This window comes from Pseudomonas mendocina, assembly GCF_003008615.1.
Taxonomy (GTDB): domain Bacteria; phylum Pseudomonadota; class Gammaproteobacteria; order Pseudomonadales; family Pseudomonadaceae; genus Aquipseudomonas; species Aquipseudomonas mendocina_C.
The window spans coordinates 2,605,136-2,626,132 of the sequence record NZ_CP027657.1 but is presented as its reverse complement, the minus strand read 5'-3'; the positions used below and the strand labels follow the sequence as shown (position 1 = coordinate 2,626,132).

The 20,997-nt window shown below is 63.4% G+C and carries 18 protein-coding genes; 9 read left to right on the top strand and 9 right to left on the bottom strand.

The window, feature by feature from the left end; translation table 11 throughout:
• Positions 1 to 339: 339 nt before the first annotated feature.
• Complete coding sequence (locus C7A17_RS26755; RefSeq protein ID WP_158704659.1) at positions 340 to 2,154, top strand: hypothetical protein; 1,815 nt, start codon at positions 340 to 342, stop codon at positions 2,152 to 2,154.
• A gap of 492 nt (positions 2,155 to 2,646) precedes the next feature.
• Here C7A17_RS26755 and C7A17_RS12175 read toward each other — a convergent pair whose 3' ends face one another.
• The 4 genes from C7A17_RS12175 to C7A17_RS12160 form a co-directional block, all read right to left on the bottom strand.
• A complete protein-coding gene (locus tag C7A17_RS12175) occupies positions 2,647 to 3,378 on the bottom strand; it encodes an ABC transporter ATP-binding protein (protein WP_106738277.1) in 732 nt (243 codons plus the stop codon).
• Complete coding sequence (locus C7A17_RS12170) at positions 3,375 to 4,205, bottom strand: ABC transporter permease (RefSeq protein WP_106738276.1); 831 nt, start codon at positions 4,203 to 4,205, stop codon at positions 3,375 to 3,377. Before C7A17_RS12170 ends, C7A17_RS12175 begins: the two co-directional genes overlap by 4 nt.
• A gap of 3 nt (positions 4,206 to 4,208) precedes the next feature.
• The gene (locus tag C7A17_RS12165) at positions 4,209 to 5,201 is read right to left on the bottom strand and encodes an aliphatic sulfonate ABC transporter substrate-binding protein (RefSeq protein ID WP_106738275.1); all 993 of its coding nucleotides are present in this window, start codon (positions 5,199 to 5,201) and stop codon (positions 4,209 to 4,211) included.
• A gap of 237 nt (positions 5,202 to 5,438) precedes the next feature.
• A complete protein-coding gene (locus C7A17_RS12160) occupies positions 5,439 to 6,758 on the bottom strand; it encodes an OprD family porin (RefSeq protein ID WP_106738274.1) in 1,320 nt (439 codons plus the stop codon).
• 611 nt (positions 6,759 to 7,369) lie between these two features.
• On the opposite strand from C7A17_RS12160, the gene C7A17_RS12155 reads away from it, so the two are divergent.
• The 4 genes from C7A17_RS12155 to C7A17_RS12140 all read left to right on the top strand — a co-directional run bounded on the left by C7A17_RS12155 (position 7,370) and on the right by C7A17_RS12140 (position 12,022).
• Positions 7,370 to 8,329: an aliphatic sulfonate ABC transporter substrate-binding protein gene (locus C7A17_RS12155; RefSeq protein WP_106738273.1), complete on the top strand. Its 960-nt coding sequence runs from the start codon at positions 7,370 to 7,372 to the stop codon at positions 8,327 to 8,329.
• Entirely contained in the window at positions 8,326 to 9,555 is a 1,230-nt protein-coding gene (locus C7A17_RS12150) for an acyl-CoA dehydrogenase family protein (protein WP_106738272.1), read from the top strand. The genes C7A17_RS12155 and C7A17_RS12150 overlap by 4 nt, the downstream gene beginning before the upstream one ends.
• A gap of 103 nt (positions 9,556 to 9,658) precedes the next feature.
• A complete protein-coding gene (locus C7A17_RS12145; protein ID WP_106738271.1) occupies positions 9,659 to 10,585 on the top strand; it encodes a sulfurtransferase in 927 nt (308 codons plus the stop codon).
• Between the two features lie 252 nt (positions 10,586 to 10,837).
• Positions 10,838 to 12,022 carry a YeeE/YedE thiosulfate transporter family protein gene (locus tag C7A17_RS12140; RefSeq protein ID WP_106738270.1) on the top strand — a complete coding sequence of 395 codons (1,185 nt, stop codon included), beginning with the start codon at positions 10,838 to 10,840 and terminating at the stop codon, positions 12,020 to 12,022.
• A gap of 134 nt (positions 12,023 to 12,156) precedes the next feature.
• On the opposite strand, the gene C7A17_RS12135 is transcribed toward C7A17_RS12140, so the two are convergent.
• Positions 12,157 to 13,392, bottom strand: coding sequence for an MFS transporter (locus C7A17_RS12135; RefSeq protein WP_106738269.1), 1,236 nt, complete (start codon positions 13,390 to 13,392; stop codon positions 12,157 to 12,159).
• A gap of 219 nt (positions 13,393 to 13,611) precedes the next feature.
• Positions 13,612 to 13,896: a hypothetical protein gene (locus C7A17_RS12130; protein ID WP_106738268.1), complete on the bottom strand. Its 285-nt coding sequence runs from the start codon at positions 13,894 to 13,896 to the stop codon at positions 13,612 to 13,614.
• Between the two features lie 174 nt (positions 13,897 to 14,070).
• Between C7A17_RS12130 and C7A17_RS12125 the strand changes: the two genes are divergently transcribed.
• On the top strand, positions 14,071 to 14,700 hold the full coding sequence (locus C7A17_RS12125) for a class I SAM-dependent methyltransferase (RefSeq protein WP_106738267.1): 630 nt from the start codon (positions 14,071 to 14,073) through the stop codon (positions 14,698 to 14,700).
• Here the strand turns inward: C7A17_RS12125 and C7A17_RS12120 are convergent.
• Positions 14,697 to 15,914, bottom strand: a complete 1,218-nt coding sequence (locus C7A17_RS12120; protein ID WP_106738266.1) for an MFS transporter — start codon at positions 15,912 to 15,914, stop codon at positions 14,697 to 14,699. The genes C7A17_RS12125 and C7A17_RS12120 overlap by 4 nt on opposite strands.
• A 147-nt stretch (positions 15,915 to 16,061) precedes the next feature.
• Between C7A17_RS12120 and C7A17_RS12115 the strand changes: the two genes are divergently transcribed.
• Both C7A17_RS12115 and C7A17_RS12110 read left to right on the top strand, forming a co-directional pair.
• The gene (locus C7A17_RS12115; RefSeq protein ID WP_106738265.1) at positions 16,062 to 16,301 is read left to right on the top strand and encodes a hypothetical protein; all 240 of its coding nucleotides are present in this window, start codon (positions 16,062 to 16,064) and stop codon (positions 16,299 to 16,301) included.
• 30 nt (positions 16,302 to 16,331) lie between these two features.
• On the top strand, positions 16,332 to 17,105 hold the full coding sequence (locus C7A17_RS12110; RefSeq protein ID WP_106738264.1) for an AraC family transcriptional regulator: 774 nt from the start codon (positions 16,332 to 16,334) through the stop codon (positions 17,103 to 17,105).
• Positions 17,106 to 17,457: 352 nt separating this feature from the next.
• On the opposite strand, the gene C7A17_RS12105 is transcribed toward C7A17_RS12110, so the two are convergent.
• Positions 17,458 to 18,369 carry a LysR family transcriptional regulator gene (locus C7A17_RS12105; protein WP_106738263.1) on the bottom strand — a complete coding sequence of 304 codons (912 nt, stop codon included), beginning with the start codon at positions 18,367 to 18,369 and terminating at the stop codon, positions 17,458 to 17,460.
• 103 nt (positions 18,370 to 18,472) lie between these two features.
• Here C7A17_RS12105 and C7A17_RS12100 point away from each other — a divergent pair, with 103 nt between their 5' ends.
• Positions 18,473 to 19,402, top strand: a complete 930-nt coding sequence (locus C7A17_RS12100; protein ID WP_106738262.1) for a DMT family transporter — start codon at positions 18,473 to 18,475, stop codon at positions 19,400 to 19,402.
• A gap of 7 nt (positions 19,403 to 19,409) precedes the next feature.
• On the opposite strand, the gene C7A17_RS12095 is transcribed toward C7A17_RS12100, so the two are convergent.
• A complete protein-coding gene (locus C7A17_RS12095; RefSeq protein ID WP_106738261.1) occupies positions 19,410 to 20,996 on the bottom strand; it encodes a GMC family oxidoreductase in 1,587 nt (528 codons plus the stop codon).
• Position 20,997 lies beyond the last annotated feature (1 nt).

Sequence of the window (20,997 nt, the reverse complement as noted above, 5' to 3'; positions counted from 1 at the left end):
GCTGTTAACAGAATTTGTGGGTGGGTTTGGGAAGGTCTGGACTGCCGCCTCTGGCGCGAGAAAACAACCGCGATGGCATTTTGCCCATGAAGCGTGGACAGGGTAGCGGTGGATGGAATAGGTTTCTGGCTTGGTTCTGCTGATGCAGTAATCCAGCAGATTGGGCTTGCCGTTATCTCTGTCGTGTTTCGCCCCAGAGGTTGTCGCGTTTCATGCGACTGCCCTCAAGCGAAACAAGGACTTGTAGGACGACAAGGAAGGTTATGCGACAGGTTTCGCGTGGAAACGCGACATGAATGTCGAGTAGTTAATAGTTAGTTTCCATTTCGGGATGGTTAAGTGAAATACCTATCGCAAGCAACTTGGGCAAAACTTCCTATTGTGGATTTCAGGCCGAGATTTTTCGTAGAGACGTACTTAGAAAAACTAAGCATGTACACACCACACTTCTTTCAGTCACGACTAATGAACGTAATCAGCAGCTCTCGGGAAGCGGCAGATCTTATATCGATGTATCGAGTCAATGAAAAGAATGCCGCTAATCTAAGGGCTGCAATTGAAGAAGTACAAAGCACATTTGACCACGATGAAATTGCGCGAGAGGTGTTCTCCCCTTACTACTCCATACTGCAGAAGTTTTTTGCGACTATGGGAGATACCCCCCTAGGTGAAAAATGGCTACAAAAGCTGACGGTAATTTGCCGGGCCATCTATTCACGAGAGAGTGAATATGAAGCCAAGCTAGTCGCTGAATTAAGAGAGTCTATTGTTGGCGAGGTCGATCTCACACACAAAAAGAGAATCACTGATAGGATCTACGCTTTAACCGGACTATATACTACGCAGCTATTGAATAGAGGCTACTCACCCACATACCTGTTCAATAGGGCGGAGTATTTCACACGCATCCAAAACTACGGCCAACGAAATTTTTCTGAGCAGTTCGATGAAATCACAGAAAAGCTAAAAAGTAGAACGTCCAACTACGATGTCTATTACGGTCTTCGGGTGGTAAGCCCCCAAGGGTTTCTGGAAACCACAGATGACCCGGACTTTCAGTTCGCAGAAGAATTACCAGACTTCATCAAAGACGGCGACCTCGATAAATTCAGAAAGAATGACACACCAAATGTAATCGCAAAAGCTTCCGTAGAAGCTACCGACTATGTAAGCGCTGCTTGGCGAGTTAAGGAGCGTCTAGATAAATTCATAGATGCATATAGCGCACTTGATCTGAACCCAAGAATACATGTTCTACATAGTTGCATTGCAGCATCGCGAAATGGCCCGCTAACTCATGTAAAAGTCATAAATATCGAGCGCCTCGTGGGTTTCCTTGCATCCGAAGGTGGAACGTATTTCAAAGGAACGAATACGTCAATTCGACGAGCCATGCTCGCACTAAATGATGAGGGCAGAGATAGGCTAGGGAGATCGCTAAGATATTTGAGGCTTGCGAGAGAGTCAATCTCGATAGAGCAAAAATTGCTAAATCTGTGGATATCTCTTGAGTCTCTGTTTGATGCCAGAGGGGGTGGAATACTTACTCCAGTAATGAACTACGTACCTCTGATATATGCAGTCTCTTCAATTCGTCGCCGCGCTTTCTATCTTCGCGATATTTTGTCGGCAAATGATATTGCAACAACGCCACAAGTGAAGGCATGTATGCTTTCACCGACGGACAGGTTTGCGTCGACGACCTCCGAGCTAGATATATATTCAATACTTGGCAGTGAGCAAGCCGCAATAGAACTATTCAATAGCCTGGGTGATCTAGAACACCTCAAATATAAGATATCCTCTATTCACGAAGAGTTGAAAATAAACGCCTTGGTTGTTAAGCGTATAGAGAAGGCGCAGACTGACGTCTCGAGGCAGCTCAGGCGCATATATCTTTTAAGAAACCGCATTGCTCATACTGGCCACTATGAAAAAATACGTCCGCAGCTTGTAACGCACCTCTTGGATTATATTGCTGTCTGCTACATGGCTATATGCGCGAGCGCTGAAAGTGCAAAAGACGGCCCTGTGTGTACAGTTGGAGATCTGCTTCTCTCATACAAGATGGGCGTTGATGTTGTATTGGATTTTTATCAGGCATCACCTGAGCAATCCAATTTACCCACAATCATGACCAAACCAGTTATTTAGAGAACATAGAAAAGGGACAGATTTATTTACTGTCCTCGCAACCTACAGAGCATCAACAGCAAGCAGCCCGGACAACCTCGCCCAGCGGTGGATGAAAAAAGCGCCATCCACCCTACGCTGAAATACCCACCGCGTAGGGTGGACAACGCGAAGCTTGTCCACCATGCCAAGGGTAGGAACAGCGCGTAGGGCGTACCGGGACGCCGGCCGCTCGGAAGCAGTACGCCGATGATGTGTCGGTCGCAGGATCTAATCTCAGCACGGTCTGGCGGGCTGCTCGCTTCGCGAGCAAGGCCGCCCTACGTCAGCATGTAGCCTGGGTAGAGCGCCTTCAGCCAAATGAAACGTTCGGTTTCATACCCGTAATAACCTCTGAGCCTCACCCTGACAAAGCCCGCGGATTTCATCCGGGCTACAAAAGCCTGCGCGTGCGGCGCGGGAAAAAAATCGGGCCTGACGGCCCGAAAAAGTACTCCACCTTGAAGAGTTCGTTTACAGCACGTGCGACTGGTACAGCTCGGTCAGCGCCTCGCCGCGCAGGTAGGCCAGTTCGGCCGAGCGGCGGTCGCGGGGGCGGGTCAGGGGCACGGCCAGTTCGCGTTGCAGGCGGCTTGGCGTGCCGCCGAGGATCAGCACGCGATCGCTGAGGTAGAAGGCTTCGTCGAGGTCGTGGGTGACCAGCAGCACGGCGATCTCGTAGCGGGCGGCCAGTTCCACCACCAGATCCTGCAGTTTCATGCGGGTGAAGGCGTCCACCGCGCTGAAGGGTTCGTCGAGCAGCAGCACCTGCGGTTTGCCGTACAGCGCGCGAGCGATGGCCACGCGCTGGGCCTGGCCGCCGGAGAGGTGCTTGGGCAACGCCTCGCCACGCCCGTGCAAGCCGACGTCACGGAGCAATTGTTCCACCCACTGGTCGTCGGCTACCCAGCCATCGGCGAAACCGACGTTCTGCGCCACGCTGAGCCAAGGCATCAGCCGGGGTTCCTGGAACACCACGCCGATACCGCTGCCACGACCGAAGTTGAGCAGCGGGTTGAGTTCCAGCCCGCCCTGATAATCCTGATCCAGCCCGGCGGCGATACGCAGCAGGGTGCTCTTGCCGCAGCCGGAGGGGCCGAGCAGGCTGACCACTTCGCCAGCGGCCAGGCTCAGGCTGACGTCTTCGAGCACACGCACGTCAGCGAAGGCCTTGTGGATATTCTGCAATTTCAGCAGCGCACTCATGCTCCGCCCTCCCCGCCCTGGAAGCTGTCGCGCCAACGCAGGGCGCGGGTTTCCCAGGCCTTGAGCAGGCTGTCGCTGAGTTTGCCGAGCAGCGCCAGCAGCAGGATCGCGGCGATCACCAGATCCGGCCGCGAGGTTTCCCGACCATCGCTGAGCAGGTAGCCAAGACCACGGGTGGCGGCGATCAATTCGGCGGCGACGAGGAACATCCAGCTCAGGCTGAGCGCGCCGCGCAGGCCGGTGAACAGGCTCGGCAGCGCTGCGGGCAGCAGAATGCGGCGCACCAGCGCCAGCGGCGACAGGCCGTAAAGCCGGCCCACTTCCACCAACTTGCGGTCGATATTGCGGATGCCGGCGAGCAGCGCCAGGTACACCGGGAAGAAGGCACCGAGGGCGATCAGCACGATCTTCGGCGTTTCATCGATGCCCAGCCAGAGCAGCAGCAACGGTACCCAGGCCAGACTGGGAATCGCCCGCAGAGCCTGGAAGGTAGGCTCCAGATAGGCTTCGGCGCGGCGGCTGAGGCCCACCCAGGTGCCAATGACGATGGCAAGCGCGGCGCCGATGGCAAAGCCGGCGCCGACGCGCAGCAGGCTGGCGTTCAGATGCCGCAACAGCTCACCACTTTGTGCCAACAGGTACAAGGTTTGCGCCACCTGGCTCGGCGCAGGCATCTGGTGCGCGGGCAATACGCCGCTGCGCACCAGGGTTTCCAGCAGGGCCAGAATCAGCAGGGGCACCACCCAACCACGCAGGTCGGTCAGTGCCGGCCGCCAGCCTGGAAGCCGTTCGGCCCAGCGACCGATGACGAGGTTGAGCGCGCCCATCGGTCAGTTCCCCGCCTTGGCCACGTTGCTGCCGATCATCTGAGCGGCCAGTTGCGGCTGGATCAGTTGGTCGACCACCTGAGCGACGTCGGTACCCGGACGCACCAGTTGCTCGTCGAGCAGGATGGGTGCGGCGGCTTTCAGCGCCTTGATGTGTTCGGCGCCCGGCTGCGGGTTGCTGAAGTCGGTGCGCGACAGTTGCAGCTTGGCCACTTCCAGCGGCAGCTTGGCTTCGTCGGCGAGCAACTGGGCCAGGGCATCGGGGTTGGCGATGGCCCACTGGCGCGCCTGCTCGTAGGCCGCGATCACCTGCTTGATCAGTTCGGGCTGCTGCTTGGCGAAGGTCTCGGTGACACTGAGCACGCTGTAGCTGTTGAAGTCGCGATTGCGGTACAGCAGGCGCGAACCGGCCTGCAGCTCGCTGGCCGCCATCAGCGGATCGAGCCCGGCCCAGGCCTGCACGTCGCCGCGCTCCAGGGCGACGCGACCGTCGGGGTGTTGCAGGTGGACGATTTCCACGTCGTTCTTGTCCAGCCCGGCCTTCTGCAGGCTTTGCAGGAGGAACAGGAAAGGGTCGGTGCCCTTGGTGGCGGCGACCTTCTTGCCCTTGAGGTCGGCCAGCGACTGGATGGGCGAGTCCTTGGGCACCACCAGCGCTGTCCACTCCGGGCGGCTGGCGACGTAGACGGTGTTGATCGGCGCGCCGTTGGCGCGGCTGAGCACGGCGGCCAGGCCAGCGGTGGAGGCGAAATCGGTGCTGCCGCCGTTGAGGTATTCCAGCGAGCGGTTGCTGCCCTGGCTGAATACCCATTTGACGGTGATGCCCTGCGGCGCGAGGGCTTTTTCCAGCAGGCCCTGCTGCTTGAGCACCAGGCTGGTGGGGGCGTAGTAGGCGTAGTCCAGGCGGACTTCTTTCGGTGGTGCGGCATGTACGGCGGCTGGCAACCAGGCGGCGAACAGGGCCGCCAGGCCAACGCGCAAAGCATTCTTCTTCATGGTCATCTCCTCGTGGAAGAACAGCCTTCCGGCCCGTTGGCGGGCCGGTCAGGAGATGTCACTGCGGTTAGCACCTGCCCAAAGGATCGCGGGCCTGGGGATACCCTGAGGTCACTCCCGCGAAGGCGGGAGCCCGAGCGTTTCGTGGTCTCTGGATGATCCCCTTCGGATCGGCACAAGCGGCTTTCCGCGCCTGCCTTTAGCCGACGCGCAGCAGACTTTGGGCTGGTTCGTGGGTTACAGCAGGGTCAGGGTGTAGCTCAGGATCAGGCGGTTCTCGTCGGCATCAGTGGTGACGTTGCCGCGCTGGGTCGCATTGCGCCAGGACACGCCGAGGCCTTTCAGCGGGCCGTCCTGCAGGGTGTAGTCGAGACGGAAATCGCGCTCCCACTCCTTCAGATCGCCAGTGGCGGAATCGACGTTGTCGCCCTTGAGGTAAGCGACGCTGGCCTTCAGGCCCGGTACGCCGAGCTTGGTGAAGTCATAGCCGTACTCGGCCAGCCAGGTGCGCTCGCCGGCGTTCTGGAACTTGCCGATCTGGCGGTCGGTGATCAGGTAGGACGAGGAGCCGCCGCCCTGGTTGAGGAACGGGAAGGCGCTGTCGCCTTCGACCTGCTGGTAGCCCAGGCTGGCGAAGTGGCTGCCCAGGGTATAGGTGAACAGCGCGCTCCAGGTCTGGTTGTCGACCTCGCCGGTGCTGCTGTCGCCGGCACGCCAGTAACCGGCGCTGCGGTAGCCATCGGCACGGCCGGAGGCACTGCCATTCTTGCCGTCGGAGTTGCTGTCGAAGTAACGCAGGTCGGTCTTCAGCGAGCCCGGGCCGATTGCCCAGTTGTGCACCAGGCCGAGGAAGTGCTGTTTGTAGAAATCTTCCAGGTTGCCGTAGTAGTACTGCAGCGTCAGATCCTTGGTCAGCTTGTAGTCACCACCGGCGAAGTAGAACTTGTTGGTGTCGGCGTCACCGGTAGCGCCGGCGATACGCAGAGCGATGTCGTCGGTGGAGCTGCGGGTCTTGGTGCTTTCCAGTTGACCGGCGGTCAGGGTCAGGCCATCGATCTCGTTGGAGGTGATCTGCCCACCCTCGAAGGTCTGCGGCAGCAGGCGGCCGTCGTTGAAGGTCACCACCGGCAGCTTCGGCAGCAGGGTGCCGATACGCGCCTCGGTCTTGGACAGACGCACCTTGGCGGTCACGCCGGCCTTGCTGTAGTCGTCCACGGCGCTGCCGTCGCGCTCCAGCGGGAAGAGTTGGCCGGGGGTGCGGTCACGACCGGTCTTGCCGGCGGTGCCGCCGGAGTCCAGCTTGACGCCCAGCAGGCCGATGGCGTCGAGGCCGAAGCCGACGGTGCCTTCGGTGAAACCGGAGCTGTAGTTGAAGATGAAGCCCTGCCCCCATTCCTGAGCCTCACCGTTGTTGTTGGCGGTGTTCTTGGTGTTCAGGTCGTAATAGAAATTGCGCAGGCCGAGGCTGGCCTTGCTGTCTTCGATGAAACCGGCGGCGGTCGCTTCGGTGGCCAGAGCGGCCAGGGCGACGGCCAGCGCCAGATTGGACTTGTTCATGCTCGATGCTCCAGGTGCTGTATGTGCTATTCGGGTTTGGCACTGCACAGGGGCTCGGCAGGACAGCGTACGTGGCGCTGGTCTCGGCGGATTGGCATAAGAGCCCCTGATTCGGGCCCGATGCGGTGGTCCGCTGTCGGCTGGTGGCTAATCTACGAAATACGCACTAATCCCTAAAAAGAATTATTTTTCACTTTGTAGTAACAAAAAAGAATATGCGGAAATAGATTGAGGTTCGTCGGGCGTACCGGGCGGCGATCCCTTACTCGAAGCAGTATGCCGTCAGATATGCGCGGCACCGCAAAGCGGCGGACTGTTCGCTTCGCTCCTGAGTCCGCCCTACCGCGCCAACGCCTGGCACAGTGCGTGGCCTGTAGAGCGTTCCGATCCGCCCACAATGCCGATGCGCAGGGAGACTCATAGAGCGTACCGAGCAGCCGATGTTTCGGGCCGATATGCGCCTAAGCTAATTCCTAAAAATTATTTAACAACACGTTTTTATATCGACTAGCTTCTCTCCACCGGATCACCGGACTTCTTTCCCTCAACACTGAAGTACGCGTGATCCGCCGCAACCCCATGGCCGGCACGTGTTCGTATCGAGAGCCGCCATGTCCAAGATCCATTCCAAGCGCAGCACACTGATCGCCGCCTCGCTGGCCATCGGTCTGCTCGTCGCCCCGCTCACCGAAGCCGCCGAGCAACTGCGCATCGGCTACCAGAAGTCCTCCACGCTGATCAGCCTGCTGAAGAGCCAGGGCACCCTGGAGAAGGCACTGGCCGATCAGGACATCACTGTCAGTTGGCACGAATTCCCCAACGGCCAGCCGCTGCTGGAGGCACTCAACGTCGGCAATATCGACCTGTCCGCCGATGTCGCCGACACCGTGCCGGTGTTCGCCCAGGCCGCCGGCGCCGACCTCGCCTATTTCGCCCAGGAAGCGCCCTCCCCCAGCGCCCAGGCGATCATCGTGCGCGAGGATTCGCCGATCAAAACGCTGGCCGACCTCAAGGGCAAGAAGATCGCCGTGACCAAGGCAGCCGGCGTGCACTACCTGCTGATCGCCGCACTGAACAAGGCTGGTCTGAAGTTCAGCGACATCGAACCCGCCTACCTGACCCCGGCCGACGGCCGCGCCGCCTTCGAAAACCGCAAGGTGGACGCCTGGGTCACCTGGGAGCCCTTCCTCAGCGGCGCCCAGCAACAGTTGCCGACCCGCATCCTTGCCGACGGCAAGGGCCTGGCCGACTACCAGCGTTACTACCTGACCAGCGCCACCTTCGCCAAGAGCCACCCGCAAGTGCTGCAGACCGTGTTCGCCGAGTTGGTGAAGACCGGCGACTGGCTGCGCGCCAACCCGCGCCAGGCCGCTGAAATCCTCGGCCCGCTGTGGGGCAATCTCGACCCGGCCATCGTCGAGAAGGCCAACGCCAAACGCAGCTATCAGGTGCGCCTGGTACAGCCGGACAGCCTCGCCGAGCAGCAGAAGATCGCCGATGCCTTTTACGGCGCCAGCCTGCTGCCAACCTCGGTGGATGCACGCGAAGTGAGCATCTGGAGCCCGCAATGAGCCTTGAGGCCCGCCTGCATCCCAGCCTGCGCGACGAACCGCTGTTCGCCGCGCACCTGTTCCCCGTGGACTTCGGCAGCCGCACGGCCAAGGTCGAGCGCCTGGCCAGGCGCCTGGCGGCCAGCGCGGTGGAACGGGACAGGGCAGGCGGCAGCCCGCAGGCCGAGCGCGAATTGGTGCGCGACAGCGGCCTGCTGACCCTGGCCGTGCCGCAGCAGTACGGTGGCCAGGGCGTAGCCTGGCCGGAGATCTACCGCATCACCCGCTACCTGGCGGCGGTGGACAGCTCACTGGCCCACCTTTTCGCCTTCCAGCACCTGCAAGTGGCCACCCTCCTGCTGTTCGGCAACCCCGATCAGCAGCGCCACTGGCTGACGCGCACGGTGCAGGAGCGCTGGTTCTGGGGCAACGCCACCAACGGTCGCGACAACGGCCTGACGCTCGCCCCGCGCGAGGAACATTACGAGCTCAACGGCAGCAAATCGTTCTGCTCCGGCGCACTCGGCGCCGACGCACTGGTGATCGGCGTGCAACGCAGCAAGAAGCCGGAGGACCGTGTATTCATCGTCCTGCCCAGCCAACGCGAAGGGCTGGCGGTGAACAGCGACTGGGACGGTTTCGGCCAACGCCAGACCGACAGCGGCACGGTGCAGTTCGAGCAGGTATTCGTCGACGCCAGCGAGCTGCTCGGCCCGGTCGGCCCCAGCCCGCGCACCACCCTGCGTGCCTGCCTGTCGCAGCTGATCCTCACCCAGCTCTACCTGGGCAACGCCCAGGGTGCGCTGGACGCAGCGCTGCGTTACACCCGCGAACAGAGCCGCGCCTGGCCAGCATCGGGCGTGGCCAATGCCAGCGACGATCCATTCATCCAGCAGCGCTACGGCGAGCTGTGGCTGCGTTATCGCAGCGCCCTGCCCCTGGCCGAACACGCCGCCCAGCGCCTGCAAGCAGCCTGGGAAAAACCGGCACTGACCGCCGCCGAACGCGCCGAAGTGGCGCTGGCCATCAGCGAGGCCAAGGTGGTGGCGGTACGCGCCGCCCTCGATATCACCAGCCAGATCTTCGAAGCCATGGGCGCCCGCGCCACCAGCTCGCGCTACGGCTTCGACCGTTTCTGGCGCAACGTGCGCGTGCACAGCCTGCACGATCCCATCGACTACAAGGTGCGCGACCTCGGGCACTGGCTGCTCAGCGGCCAGGGCCCGCAACCGTCGCTCTACAACTGACAAGGAGGTTAACGCCACAGGAACCATGCAAGGACATCACGACGTTCCACAGCGATGAAGGCGGCTCCGCCGCACAACTGCCAACTCTCAAGAGGTCGCAACCATGACGATCAAGACCCTTCTCGGCGCCAGCCTGCTGGCCGCCGCCACTCTGCTGCAAACGGTCACGGCGCATGCCGCCAGCGAATACCTGGTCAGCACCGACTGGCTGGAAAAGAACCTGAATGACCCCAAGGTACGCATCATCGAAGTCAGTGTGGTGCCCGGCGTCTATGAACGCGGGCATATCCCCGGTGCGGTGAATTTCGCCTGGCACAGCGATCTGGTCGACCCGGTACGCCGTGACATCGCCAGCCAGGAAGCCTTCCAGCAACTGCTGCGCAAGGCCGGGGTGAATGACGACAGCACCACCATTCTCTACGGCGACAACAACAACTGGTTCGCCGCCTGGGGCGCCTGGGTGTTCGATGTGTACGGTGTCGACAACGTCAAGCTGCTCGATGGCGGTCGCGCCAAGTGGGAAGCCGAAGGCCGCACCCTGGACAGTCGCGCCAGCACGCCGAAAACCGGCAACGTCACGGTGCAGGCCGCCAACAAGGATCTGCGCGCCTTCCTCCCGGACGTACTCGCCGCTGCCGAGAAGCGCAGCGACGTGCAGTTGGTGGATATCCGTTCGCCGGACGAATACAACGGCAAAGTCTTCGCCCCGCAGGGCGTGCAGGAGCTGGCCGTGCGTGCCGGCCACGTGCCCGGCGCGGTGAACGTGCCCTGGGGCCAGGCGGTAGCCGCCGACGGCACCTTCAAATCGGCTGAAGAGCTGAAGAAGGTCTACGGCGCAGTAGGTATCGATGGCAGCAAGCCGATCATCACCTATTGCCGCATCGGCGAGCGCTCCAGCCACACCTGGTTCGCCCTGAAGAAAATCCTCGGTTACGACGTGCGCAACTACGACGGCTCCTGGACCGAGTACGGCAATGCCGTGGGCGTGCCGGTGGTGAACGTGGCCGGTACCGTCTGGGGCGGCAAGTAAGCCCTCTAAGACTGCCGTCTTGCACGGATGGCTTTTGTAGGGTGTCGCGGGGCTGCCTAGGCCGCGCGCACCAATGACGGCAGCGCTGGCGCTGCGGTGCGCACGGCGCACCCTACCTTGAGGCTGTTCTGTAGGAGCGGATTTATCCGCGAATTTCGCGGCTGAAGCCGCTCCTACCGAGCAAGCGTCAGTCACGCAAAACACGGCCCTGGCCTGACGCCCAGGGCCGCTTTCGTCGGGCAAGGACAACCCATGACAGCCAATACACTCTCCCCTCGCGCCACGCTGCCTAGCGCCTGCGCCGGCCTGCTGACCGTCGCCCTGCTCGCCGTCATCTGGCAACTTTCCGATGGCAGCAACCAGGGCCGCGCCTTCAGCTATTCGCTGGCCAGTGGCGCGCTGTTCGGCCTGTTGTTGCAACGCTCACGTTTCTGCTTCTTCTGCATCACCCGCGACTTCGTCGAACGCCGCGTACCGGACGGCCTGCTCGGTCTGCTCGCCGCCCTGGCGGTAGGCACCATTGGTTATCACGCGGTGTTCGGTGCCTTTCTGCCCGATCCCAGCGGTGGGCGCCTGCCACCGGACGCCCATATCGGCCCACTGAGCTGGGTGTTGGCGCTGGCCGCCACGGTGTTCGGCCTCGGCATGGCGATCTCCGGCTCGTGTATCAGCGCGCACCTGTATCGCCTAGGCGAAGGCCACTTCGCCTCACTGGCAACGCTGGCCGGTGCACTGCTCGGTTTCGCCCTCGGTTTTCTCAGCTGGAACCCGCTGTACCTGGCCGCCCTGCAGGAAGCTCCCGTGCTCTGGCTGCCGGGCACGTTCGGTTACGGCGGTTCGCTGCTCTTGCAACTGATCCTGCTCGGCGCGCTGGCCGCCTGGCTGCTGCGTTATCGCCAGGCGGGCACAGCAGCCGAGCCCAAGGGACTGTGGCCGCTGCTGTTTGGCGCGCGTTGGCCGACCTGGGTCGGCGGCGTGCTGATCGGCGGGTTGGCGGTGCTGGCCTATTTTCGCGTCGCGCCGCTGGGGGTGACAGCCGAGCTGGGCAGCCTGGCGCGCACCAGCGCCGATAGCCTGGGCTGGCTACCCGAACGCCTGGAAGGACTCGACGGTTTTTCCGGCTGTGCCACGGTGGTCAAGGAAACCCTGCTGTCGAACAACGGATTGTTCGTGATTGGCCTGGTAATAGCGGCCTGGGCCAGCGCCCTGGCCGCAGGCGATTTCCGCCCCAGCGGCGGTGCGCCATGTGACTGGCTACGCGGCCTGCTCGGCGGCGTGCTGCTGGGCTGGGGCAGCCTGCTGGCCCTAGGCTGCACCGTGGGCACGCTGCTGTCCGGGGTGATGGCCGGCGCAGCGTCGGGCTGGGTGTTCGGCCTGTTCTGCCTGGTCGGCACCGTGCTTGGCTTGAAGCTCAGGCCGCTGTTGCGGTTGGGGTAGTCAGGATCATCACCCGGCGCGGTGCGCACGGCGCACCCTACGGAACAAGGCAGGTTCCGTAGGAGCGGCTTCAGCCGCGAAACCTGACACCCGCGTTAGTGACCAAACCACTCCTGCCCCGGTGCCTACTCTCGCTAGCCCACCTTGCCCGGCGAAGCATCCTCGAAGCGGTCGACCTTGCGCAGGCTCTTGAAGCCGAGCATCCAGCCGCCGGTCACCAGCAGCGTACAGGCGCAGCCCAGCAACGCCGCCGGCACCACGCCGAACCAGGCGGCGCTGGTGCCGGCGCGGAATTCGCCCAGCTCGTTGGAAGAGCCGATGAACAGCATGTTCACCGCGTTGACCCGGCCACGCATGGCGTCCGGCGTGGAGAATTGCACCAAGGATGAGCGGATGTACATGCTCACCATGTCCGCGCCGCCCGCCACCATCAGTGCAGCGAACGACAGCCAGAACAGGCTGGACAGGGCGAACACCAGGTTGGCCACACCAAACAGCGCCACCGCGCCGAACATCACCAGGCCGACATGGCGGTTGAACGGTTTCATGCTCAGGTACAGGCCGACCGATACCTCGCCGATGGCCATGGCACTGCGCAACAGGCCGAGGCCAGTCGGCCCGACTTCCAGCACTTCCTGGGCGTAGATCGGCAACAGCGCCACCACGCCGCCAAGCAGCACGGCGAACAGATCCAGCGAGATGGTGCCCAGGATGATCGGGCGCGAACGAATGAAGCTGATCCCAGCGGTAAAGCGTGCCCAGGCGGTGGACTCCAGCGCCTGCATTTTCTCGGCGTAGCGCACCGGCACCAGCGGCAGCAGCGCAGCCCCGGCGAGGAAGCCGAACAGGCAGGCCGAGTAGGTCAGTCCGCCACCACCGATGGCATACAGGCCGCCACCAATCACCGGGCCGGAAATGGTCGCGCCGCGCATGATCATGCTGTTGGCGGCGATGGCCGCGGCCAGGCGCTCGCGCGGCACGATCTGCGGTAGCAGGCTCGACAGCGCCGGTCCGGTGAAGGCCCGTGCACTGCCGTAAAGAACCAGCACGCCGTAGTACCAGGTCACAGGCGCCTCGCTCAGCGACAGCCACAGCAAGGCCCCGGCACAGACAGCCTCCACCAGCCAGCTGAGCATCAGGATCAGCTTGCGGTCGAAGCGGTCGATCAAGTCGCCGGCCGGCATCAGCAGCACCAGCATCGGGATGAACTGGGCCAGGCCGACATAGGCCAGCGACAGCGGATCGCGGGTAATGTCGTAGACCTGCCAGGCGACGACGATGGCCTGGATCTGCATGGCGAACACCGCCATCAGACGTGCAGCGAGAAACGGCAGGAAACCAGGAAGGCGGTAGACGGAAACAGCGGACACGGCAGAAACCTCGAGGCATGACCGGCCAGTGCCGGTCGAGGTGAGCCGGCCAATCTACGTCAAGGTACCGCTGCGGGGCAAACGTCTGAACAGCCTGTTGCGCAGATCGAACCCCAGGAGGCGTGGAGAAATCGTAGAGGCGAATCGCGGGAGGCGCCTCAGTGGCAACCAGAGCGACTTGGGGTCGCGACTGATGTACCTCCCACGATCATCACCCAGCTAGACGAATGCCTGGTCGCCGAAACCACGCGGCAATCGCTGACGGCCCGGCAAGGCGGTCAGGCGCGCTTCCCAGGAGGTACGCCAGTCGTTGACAGCACGGGCGGCCTTCTCGCGGCGGGCGGCACGGCGTGCGGCGTTACGGGCATTGCGGCGGGCTTCGGTGAAGGCTTCGGTCTTGCGGCAGTTGCGGCATTTGACCTTGCCCAGCTCGGTGGTGGACGGCAGTTTTTCACCGTGCGAGCCACAGGCGAGGTGGCCAGAGACTTTGTAGTGCGTAACCATCGCGTTATCTCCTTGATTGTGGGCGCCCGGCTGCTGCCAGCCGGTTTACACCCCTCAGGAAATGGGACTGTGCAAGCGGTACGCGGTTCATTGCCGGCGACAAGGGGCATACCGCCCCTGGCCGCATGCATCGCCAAGCGGGTTTAATGCACTCTCTTTTTCCGGAACGCCACCATGCCCCTGAGCCCCGACGAACTCGCGCAGATCAGTGCCCTCACCCTGGCCCACTACCAGAGCAGTGCCGAGGACTTTCGCGAGGGCACCCGCGACCATGACGTGAGCCAGAACATCGCCGCGCTGTTGCGCCACATCGAGGGCGAAAAGCCCTGGCGCATCCTCGATCTTGGCTGCGGGCCGGGGCGCGACCTGCGCACCTTCAGCGGCCTCGGCCATACCGCCATCGGCCTGGATGGCTGCGCCGAGTTCGTCACCATGGCGCGCGCCGACAGCGGCTGCGAGGTATGGCAACAGGGCTTTCTCGAACTGGAGCTGCCGGCCGGACATTTCGACGGCATCTTCGCCAACGCCAGCCTGTTCCATGTGCCGGACCAGGAGCTGCCGCGCGTGCTCGGCCAGTTGCACGCGGCGCTCAAGCCCGGCGGCGTGCTGTTCAGCTCCAACCCGCGTGGCGAGAATCAGGAAGGCTGGAACGGCCCGCGCTACGGCAGCTACCACGACCTGGAACGCTGGCGCACGCGGCTCACGGCGGCCGGTTTCGTCGAGCTGGAACACTACTACCGCCCCGCCGGCCTGCCACGCGACCAGCAGCCCTGGCTGGCCAGCGTGTGGCGGCGTGTCGATTAACGGGATTTCAGCGACGGCAACAGCGCGGTGAGGATGCCCAGCAGCGGCAGGAAGGAGCAGATCAGGAACACCTCCTCGATGCCGTGGATATCTGCCAGGTAACCCAGCAGCGCGCCGCCGATGCCGCCGAAGCCGAACATCAGGCCGAAGAACAGCCCGGCGATCATGCCGACGTTGCCCGGCATCAGCTCCTGGGCGAAGACCACGATGGCGGAGAATGCCGAGGCCAAGATGAAGCCGATCAGCATGCTCAGCACGCCCGTCCAGAACAGGTCGACGTGCGGCAGCAGCAGGGAGAACGGCGCCACGCCGAGGATGGAGAACCAGATCACCTGCTTGCGCCCAATGCGGTCGCCAATCGGCCCACCGAAGAAAGTGCCGGCCGCCACCGCGCCGAGGAACAGGAACAGATAGAGCTGCGAGCTGGCTACCGACAGGTCGAACTTCTCGATCAGGAAGAAGGTGAAGTAGCTGGTGAAGCTGGCCATGTAGAAGTACTTGGAGAACACCAGCAGCGCCAGGATCAGCAGGGCGAACTTCACCCGTCCGGCTGACAGACCGTGGGTTGCCACGCCGCCCTGCTTGAGCTTGAACAACGTCAGGTGGTGGCGATACCAGCGGCTCAGGCCGTACAGCACGACAATGGCGAAGGCGGCGAACAGGCCGAACCAGGCGACGTTGCCCTGGCCGTAGGGAATGATGATGGCCGCCGCCAGCAGCGGGCCGAAGGCGGTGCCTGCGTTGCCGCCGACCTGGAAGGTGGACTGCGCCAGGCCGTAGCGACCGCCCGAGGCCAGACGGGCGATGCGCGACGCCTCGGGGTGGAAGGTCGAGGAGCCGATGCCCACCAGCGCCGAAGCCAGGAGGATCGCCGGGAAGCTGCCGACGAAGGCCAGCATGAGGATGCCGACCAGGGTGCACAGCGAGCCGGCCGGCAGCAGCCAGGGCTTGGGATGGCGGTCGGTGTGGTAGCCCACCCAGGGCTGCAGCAGCGAGGCGGTGAGCTGGAAGGTCAGGGTGATCAGGCCGATCTGGGCGAAGCTCAGGCCGTAGTTGAGCTTGAGCATCGGGTAGATGGCAGGCAACACGGCCTGGATCAGGTCGTTGATCAGGTGCGCCAGGGCGCAGGCGCCGATCACGCGCATCACCAGAGGGCTGGCCTGGCTGACGGGCGAGGCACCGGCCAGGGAGGGAGCGGCAGGACTGCTGGACATGCTTGAAGCTTCCGGACGATGTGAGGAACGACGCTATGCTAGGCTGCGCCCAATCGCCTGTCTCACGAAGATCGGGAAGCAACCCTCGCAAAAAAGGCACTCTTCAGGGAAAACGTAGCCGGCGACTGCATGGATGCAGGAGGTTGCGTGAAGCAAAAAGCCCGAACAGAGGCAGGCAAGACAAGGCCAAACAACCTGAGAACGCTCGGCGTCGCGTTCGCCTTCACGGCGGTAAATGAGCATTTCCAGGGAGGTTGTGAAAAGTCATTCATCGTCACTCCCGCGAAGGCGGGAGCCCAGGGCGTTCGCAGGTTCCGGATGATTCCCCGGCGGGCCGGCGCGGCGAGTAAAGACGGCTTCTTCAGCGTTTTCCCAGGTCGTTTTTAACGCGGTATTGCCAACGTAGGTAGTTTTTCAATGCGTTTACCTGACAAGTTGCTGGCCGAGATCGACGCCTCCCCCTGGCTGGTCAGCAGCAGCGCCACCGATTACCCGGTCAATGCCGTCATCGAGCCGCACTCGCACCGCAACAAGCACCAGCTGATCTATGCCATTTCCGGGGTGATGGTGGTGACCTCGGCGTTGAACCAGTGGACGGTGCCGCCGAGCCGCGGCATCTGGATGCCCTGCGGTCAGGTGCACGCGATCCGTTGCGTTGGCAGCGTGAAGATGCGCAGCATGTTCGTACGTCCCGACAGCCTGCCGGACATGCCCGCCGAGTGCCGCGCGGTGGCCATTTCGCCGCTGCTGAGCGAGCTGATCCGCGCCGCCGTGGGCATCACCCAACCCTACGCCGAGGACTCACGCGAGGCGCGGGTGATGCGCCTGATCCTCGATGAACTGCGCATCCTACCGACCCTGCCGCTGCACCTGCCGCAGCCGGCCGACCCGCGCCTGCAACCGATCTGCACGACGCTGCAGGATGATCCCGGCGACGCCTCCACGCTGGCCGACTGGAGCACTCGCCTGGGCCTGGACGAGAAAACCATCCAGCGCCTGTTCCAGAAAGGCACCGGCATGACCTTCGGCCAATGGCGCCAGCAGGCGCGCCTGTTGCTGGCGCTGGAACGCATCGCCCTGGGCGAGAAGATCATCGACATCGCCGGGGAGTTGGGCTACGAAAGCCCCAGCGCCTTCACCACCATGTTCAAGAAGCAGTTTGGCCTGACGCCTAGCCAGTTCTTCAAGTGATGCGCGGTGGGAGGTTCTGGAGCAGCGATTGTCGCGGCTAAAGCCCCTCCCACACTGCATGCATCAACACCGGAGCGCAGCCGTTCAACCACGCACCGTAGGAGCCGCTTCAGCGGCGAGCGGCTAAAGCCCCTCCCACATTGCACGCGTCAACACCGGAGCACAGCCGGTCAGGCAATACACCGTGGGAGGCGCTTTAGCGGCGATCCTTTGTCGATTGCTGCAGGATGCCCGAGCCGAAAGCCCCTCCAACACTGCACGCCTCAACACCGAAGCGCAGCCGCTCAAGCCACACACCGTGGGAGGCGCTTTAGCGGCGAGCTGTTTCATCGCGGCTGAAGCCGCTCCTACGTCACGCACTCAGGTTGTCGCCGGCTGGCCGTTCCGGCGAGAGGTAGCTGACCAGTTGCCGTGCATGGGAGGACAGCGCGTCCCAGCTGCGCATGCACAGGCGCAATTCGCGGGTGGCCCAGACATCCTCCAGCATCACCACCGTCGCCGGCAGTTCCTGGGCGAAGCGGGTCGCGGCCACCTCAGGCAGCATCGCCACGCCGACACCCTGCGCCACCAACTGAGCGATGGCATCGAAGCTCGGTGCGCGCACGCGCACCTTGAGCGGCAAGGCGTTACGCACCGCCATGTACTCGATGAAACGCTGCATCGCCCGTTCCGCCGGCAGGCAGACGAAGGGGTAGCTCAGCGCGTTGCGCAGCGAGGCCGGGCGCTGCTCGCTCAGCGCATGCCCATGGGGCACCAGCAACACCATGCGGTCGTGGCGAAACGGCAACGACAGCAGGTCATCGGTGGCCAGGTTGCCGTCGTACACGCCGATGTCGATGCTGCCTTCCCGCGCCGCCTGCAACACGTCCCGGCTGTTGAGCTCGGCCAGTTGCAGGTCCACCTCAGGGTAATCGGCAAGGAAGGGCCCGAGCGCTGCCGGCAGGAAGGTGCTGTTGGCCACCGTGGAGGCCGCCAGGCGCAGGGTGATGCGTCGCTCGCCATTGAGTTCCTGCAGGGTGTCACTGAGCTGGCGGGCTTCTCTCAACACACCCTGACAGGCCTCCAGCACCAGGCGCCCGGCGGGGGTCGGGCTCATACCGTCGCTGCTGCGCACGAACAGCGTCAGCCCGCAGCGCTCCTCGAACAGGCGCAGGCGGGTGCTGGCCGCCGACACCGCGACGGGAAAGGTCGCCGCCGCCTTGCTCAGGCTCCCGGTGGCGGCAATCGCCGCGATCAGGCGCAGGTCGGGCAGGTCGAAATGCATAGAGCCTTCTCCAAATCAGAACGCCATCTTCGTGAATTTGCGATTCTAGCCAATTTGTTTTCCATCCAGAATAACAGCTCACTCCCCTGTCGTAGCCTTGCTCATGAATGCCATGACCGCCTCGTACCGCCGCAGCCTGGACAACGGCGTGCTGTTCGCCGTGCTCTCGGCCACCGGTTTCAGCCTGAAAGCCATCTTCGTCAAACTCAGCTATGCCGCCGCGCCGGTAGACGCCATCACCGTGCTGAGCCTGCGCATGGGCCTGGCGCTGCCGCTGTTCGCCTGGCTGCTGTGGCTGAGCCGGGGCACCGGGCAAGCGCGCTTGTCAGCGAAGGACTGGGCGCACGTTCTGCTGCTGGGGATGCTCGGCTACTACCTGTCGAGCCTGTTCGACTTCTACGGCCTGCAGTACATCAGCGCCGGGCTGGAGCGGCTGATCCTGTTCACCTACCCGACGCTGGTGCTGCTGTTGCAGATGCTGGCGATGGGCGAGCGACCCGGCCCGCGCACCTTCCTCGCCCTGGGTCTGTGTTACCTGGGCCTGAGCATCGCCCTGGTGCATGACATCCGCGTGGAAGGCGACAGCGAGCAGATCCTGCTGGGCGCCGCCTGGGTGTTCGCCAGCGCAGTGACCTATGCCCTGTACTACCTGGGCACCGGCGTGGTGATCCGCCGGGTCGGCTCGATGCGCCTGGCGGGGCTGGCTGGCGGTTCCTCGGCGATCATGGTGCTGATCCACTACGCCATCAGCGGTGACCCGACGCAACTGGCGAGCCTGCCGAGCGAGGTATGGCTGTACGGCACGCTGATGGCGCTGCTGTCGACGGTACTGCCGATCTACTGGCTGGCCCTGGCCGTGCAGCGCATGGGCGCCAGCCATGCCGCCATGTTCGGCAACCTGGGCCCGGTGCTGACGCTGTTCGCCGCCTGGGTGCTGCTCGGCGAGGCCATCACCCTCTACCAGATCGCCGGCCTGGCGCTGGTGCTGCTGGGTGTCTCGCGCCTGTCGGCGAGCAAGCGCAAGACGGGCTGAGCCAAGCTCAGACCTGGCGGATCAGATCGGCAGCCTTCTCGCCGATCATGATGCACGGCGCGTTGGTGTTACCGCTGATCAGCGTCGGCATGATCGAGGCGTCGGCCACGCGCAGGTTGGCCACGCCACGCACCTTCAGCTCGGGCGTGACCACTGCCGCGTCGTCGCTGCCCATCTTGCAGGTGCCCACCGGGTGGAACACGGTGGCGGCCTTCTCGCGCAGGTGCGCCAGCAGTTCCTCATCGCTCTGCACCTGCGGGCCGGGCAGCATCTCCTCGCCACGAATGTCGGCGAACTGCGGCTGCGCCAGGATGCGCCGCGCCAGCTTGACCCCTTCGACCAGCTCGCGGCCATCGGACTCGTCGCTGAGGAAGTTGAAGTCGATGCTCAGGCTGCGGCCTTCACCCAAACGCACTTCGCCGATGCTCTTCGGCCGCAGCACGCAGGTGTGGATGGCGTAGCCGTGGCCCCACTCGAACAGGCGGCCGCGATGGCTGCGATAACCCGGCACGAAGTGCATCTGTACGTCGGGCAGGTCGCCCGCCAACGGCGTGCGAGCGAAGCCGCCAGCCTCGACGTAGTTGGTGGTCAGCCAGCCCATCTTCTGCGCCAGGTACTTGAACGGCGAGGCGATGATCTTCGGCAGCGCGCCGATGGAGAAGCCCAGCGACAGCGGGCTTTTCGAACGCACGGTGAGGGTGCCGTCGATATGATCCTGCAGGTTCTTGCCGACGCCGGGCAGGTCGACCTTGCAGGCCACGCCGGCCGCCTCCAGCTCGGCCTTCGGGCCGATGCCGGATTTCAGCAGGATATGCGGCGAGCCCAGCGCACCGGCGCAGAGGATGGTTTCGCGGCTGCACTGCAGGGTGCGCCACTGGCCGTTCTGGCGCAGCTCCAGACCCGTGACGCGCTCGCCATCGAGCAGCAGGCGCTCCACTTCGCAGCCGGTGAGCACGACGAGGTTGTCGCGTTTACGCACCGGGGCGACGAAGGCGCGGTAGCTGGACAGGCGCCGGGCGTTCTTCTGGGTGACGTTATAGAGGCCAACGCCTTCCAGGCTGCCGCCGTTGAAGTCGTCGTTGCGCTTCAGACCAATCTGTTCGGCGGCGCGGATGTAGCGCTCGGACAGCGGGTTGGGATCGCGCGGCTTGTCCACCAGCAACTCGCCCTGGGTGCCGTGATACTGCAGCGATTGGCCCAGGCAGTTGCCTTCGGATTTCTTGAAATACGGCAGCACGTCGTTCCAGCCCCAGCCGGGGCAGCCGGCGGCCTCCCAGCGGTCATAGTCGCTGGCGTCACCGCGGATGTAGATCATGCTGTTCATCGAGCTGGAGCCGCCAAGGGCCTTGCCGCGCGGAGTGTGCAGGCGGCGCCCGGCGAGGTGCTTCTGCGGCGCGGAGAAGTAGTTCCAGCTGAACACCTTGCTCTTGTACAGGGTGATGGTGCCGGCTGGTATCTGCACACGCGGGCTGGCGTCGCTGCCGCCGGCCTCGATCAGGCACACGCGCACGGCCGGGTCGGCACTCAGTCGGTTGGCCAGCACGCAGCCGGCGGAACCGGCGCCGACGATGAGGTAGTCGAAGCTGCCTTCCATC

Bases quoted from the DNA above. Each gene is read 5' to 3' on its own strand.
- C7A17_RS12095 (WP_106738261.1), bottom strand. From the start codon at position 20,996: ATGGAAGGCAGCTTCGACTACCTCATCGTCGGCGCCGGTTCCGCCGGC.
- C7A17_RS12170 (WP_106738276.1), bottom strand. From the start codon at position 4,205: ATGGGCGCGCTCAACCTCGTCATCGGTCGCTGGGCCGAACGGCTTCCA.
- C7A17_RS12155 (WP_106738273.1), top strand. From the start codon at position 7,370: ATGTCCAAGATCCATTCCAAGCGCAGCACACTGATCGCCGCCTCGCTG.
- C7A17_RS12175 (WP_106738277.1), bottom strand. From the start codon at position 3,378: ATGAGTGCGCTGCTGAAATTGCAGAATATCCACAAGGCCTTCGCTGAC.
- C7A17_RS12160 (WP_106738274.1), bottom strand. From the start codon at position 6,758: ATGAACAAGTCCAATCTGGCGCTGGCCGTCGCCCTGGCCGCTCTGGCC.
- C7A17_RS12130 (WP_106738268.1), bottom strand. From the start codon at position 13,896: ATGGTTACGCACTACAAAGTCTCTGGCCACCTCGCCTGTGGCTCGCAC.
- C7A17_RS12110 (WP_106738264.1), top strand. From the start codon at position 16,332: ATGCGTTTACCTGACAAGTTGCTGGCCGAGATCGACGCCTCCCCCTGG.
- C7A17_RS12105 (WP_106738263.1), bottom strand. From the start codon at position 18,369: ATGCATTTCGACCTGCCCGACCTGCGCCTGATCGCGGCGATTGCCGCC.
- C7A17_RS12145 (WP_106738271.1), top strand. From the start codon at position 9,659: ATGACGATCAAGACCCTTCTCGGCGCCAGCCTGCTGGCCGCCGCCACT.
- C7A17_RS12120 (WP_106738266.1), bottom strand. From the start codon at position 15,914: ATGTCCAGCAGTCCTGCCGCTCCCTCCCTGGCCGGTGCCTCGCCCGTC.
- C7A17_RS12125 (WP_106738267.1), top strand. From the start codon at position 14,071: ATGCCCCTGAGCCCCGACGAACTCGCGCAGATCAGTGCCCTCACCCTG.
- C7A17_RS12150 (WP_106738272.1), top strand. From the start codon at position 8,326: ATGAGCCTTGAGGCCCGCCTGCATCCCAGCCTGCGCGACGAACCGCTG.
- C7A17_RS12165 (WP_106738275.1), bottom strand. From the start codon at position 5,201: ATGAAGAAGAATGCTTTGCGCGTTGGCCTGGCGGCCCTGTTCGCCGCC.
- C7A17_RS12100 (WP_106738262.1), top strand. From the start codon at position 18,473: ATGAATGCCATGACCGCCTCGTACCGCCGCAGCCTGGACAACGGCGTG.
- C7A17_RS12140 (WP_106738270.1), top strand. From the start codon at position 10,838: ATGACAGCCAATACACTCTCCCCTCGCGCCACGCTGCCTAGCGCCTGC.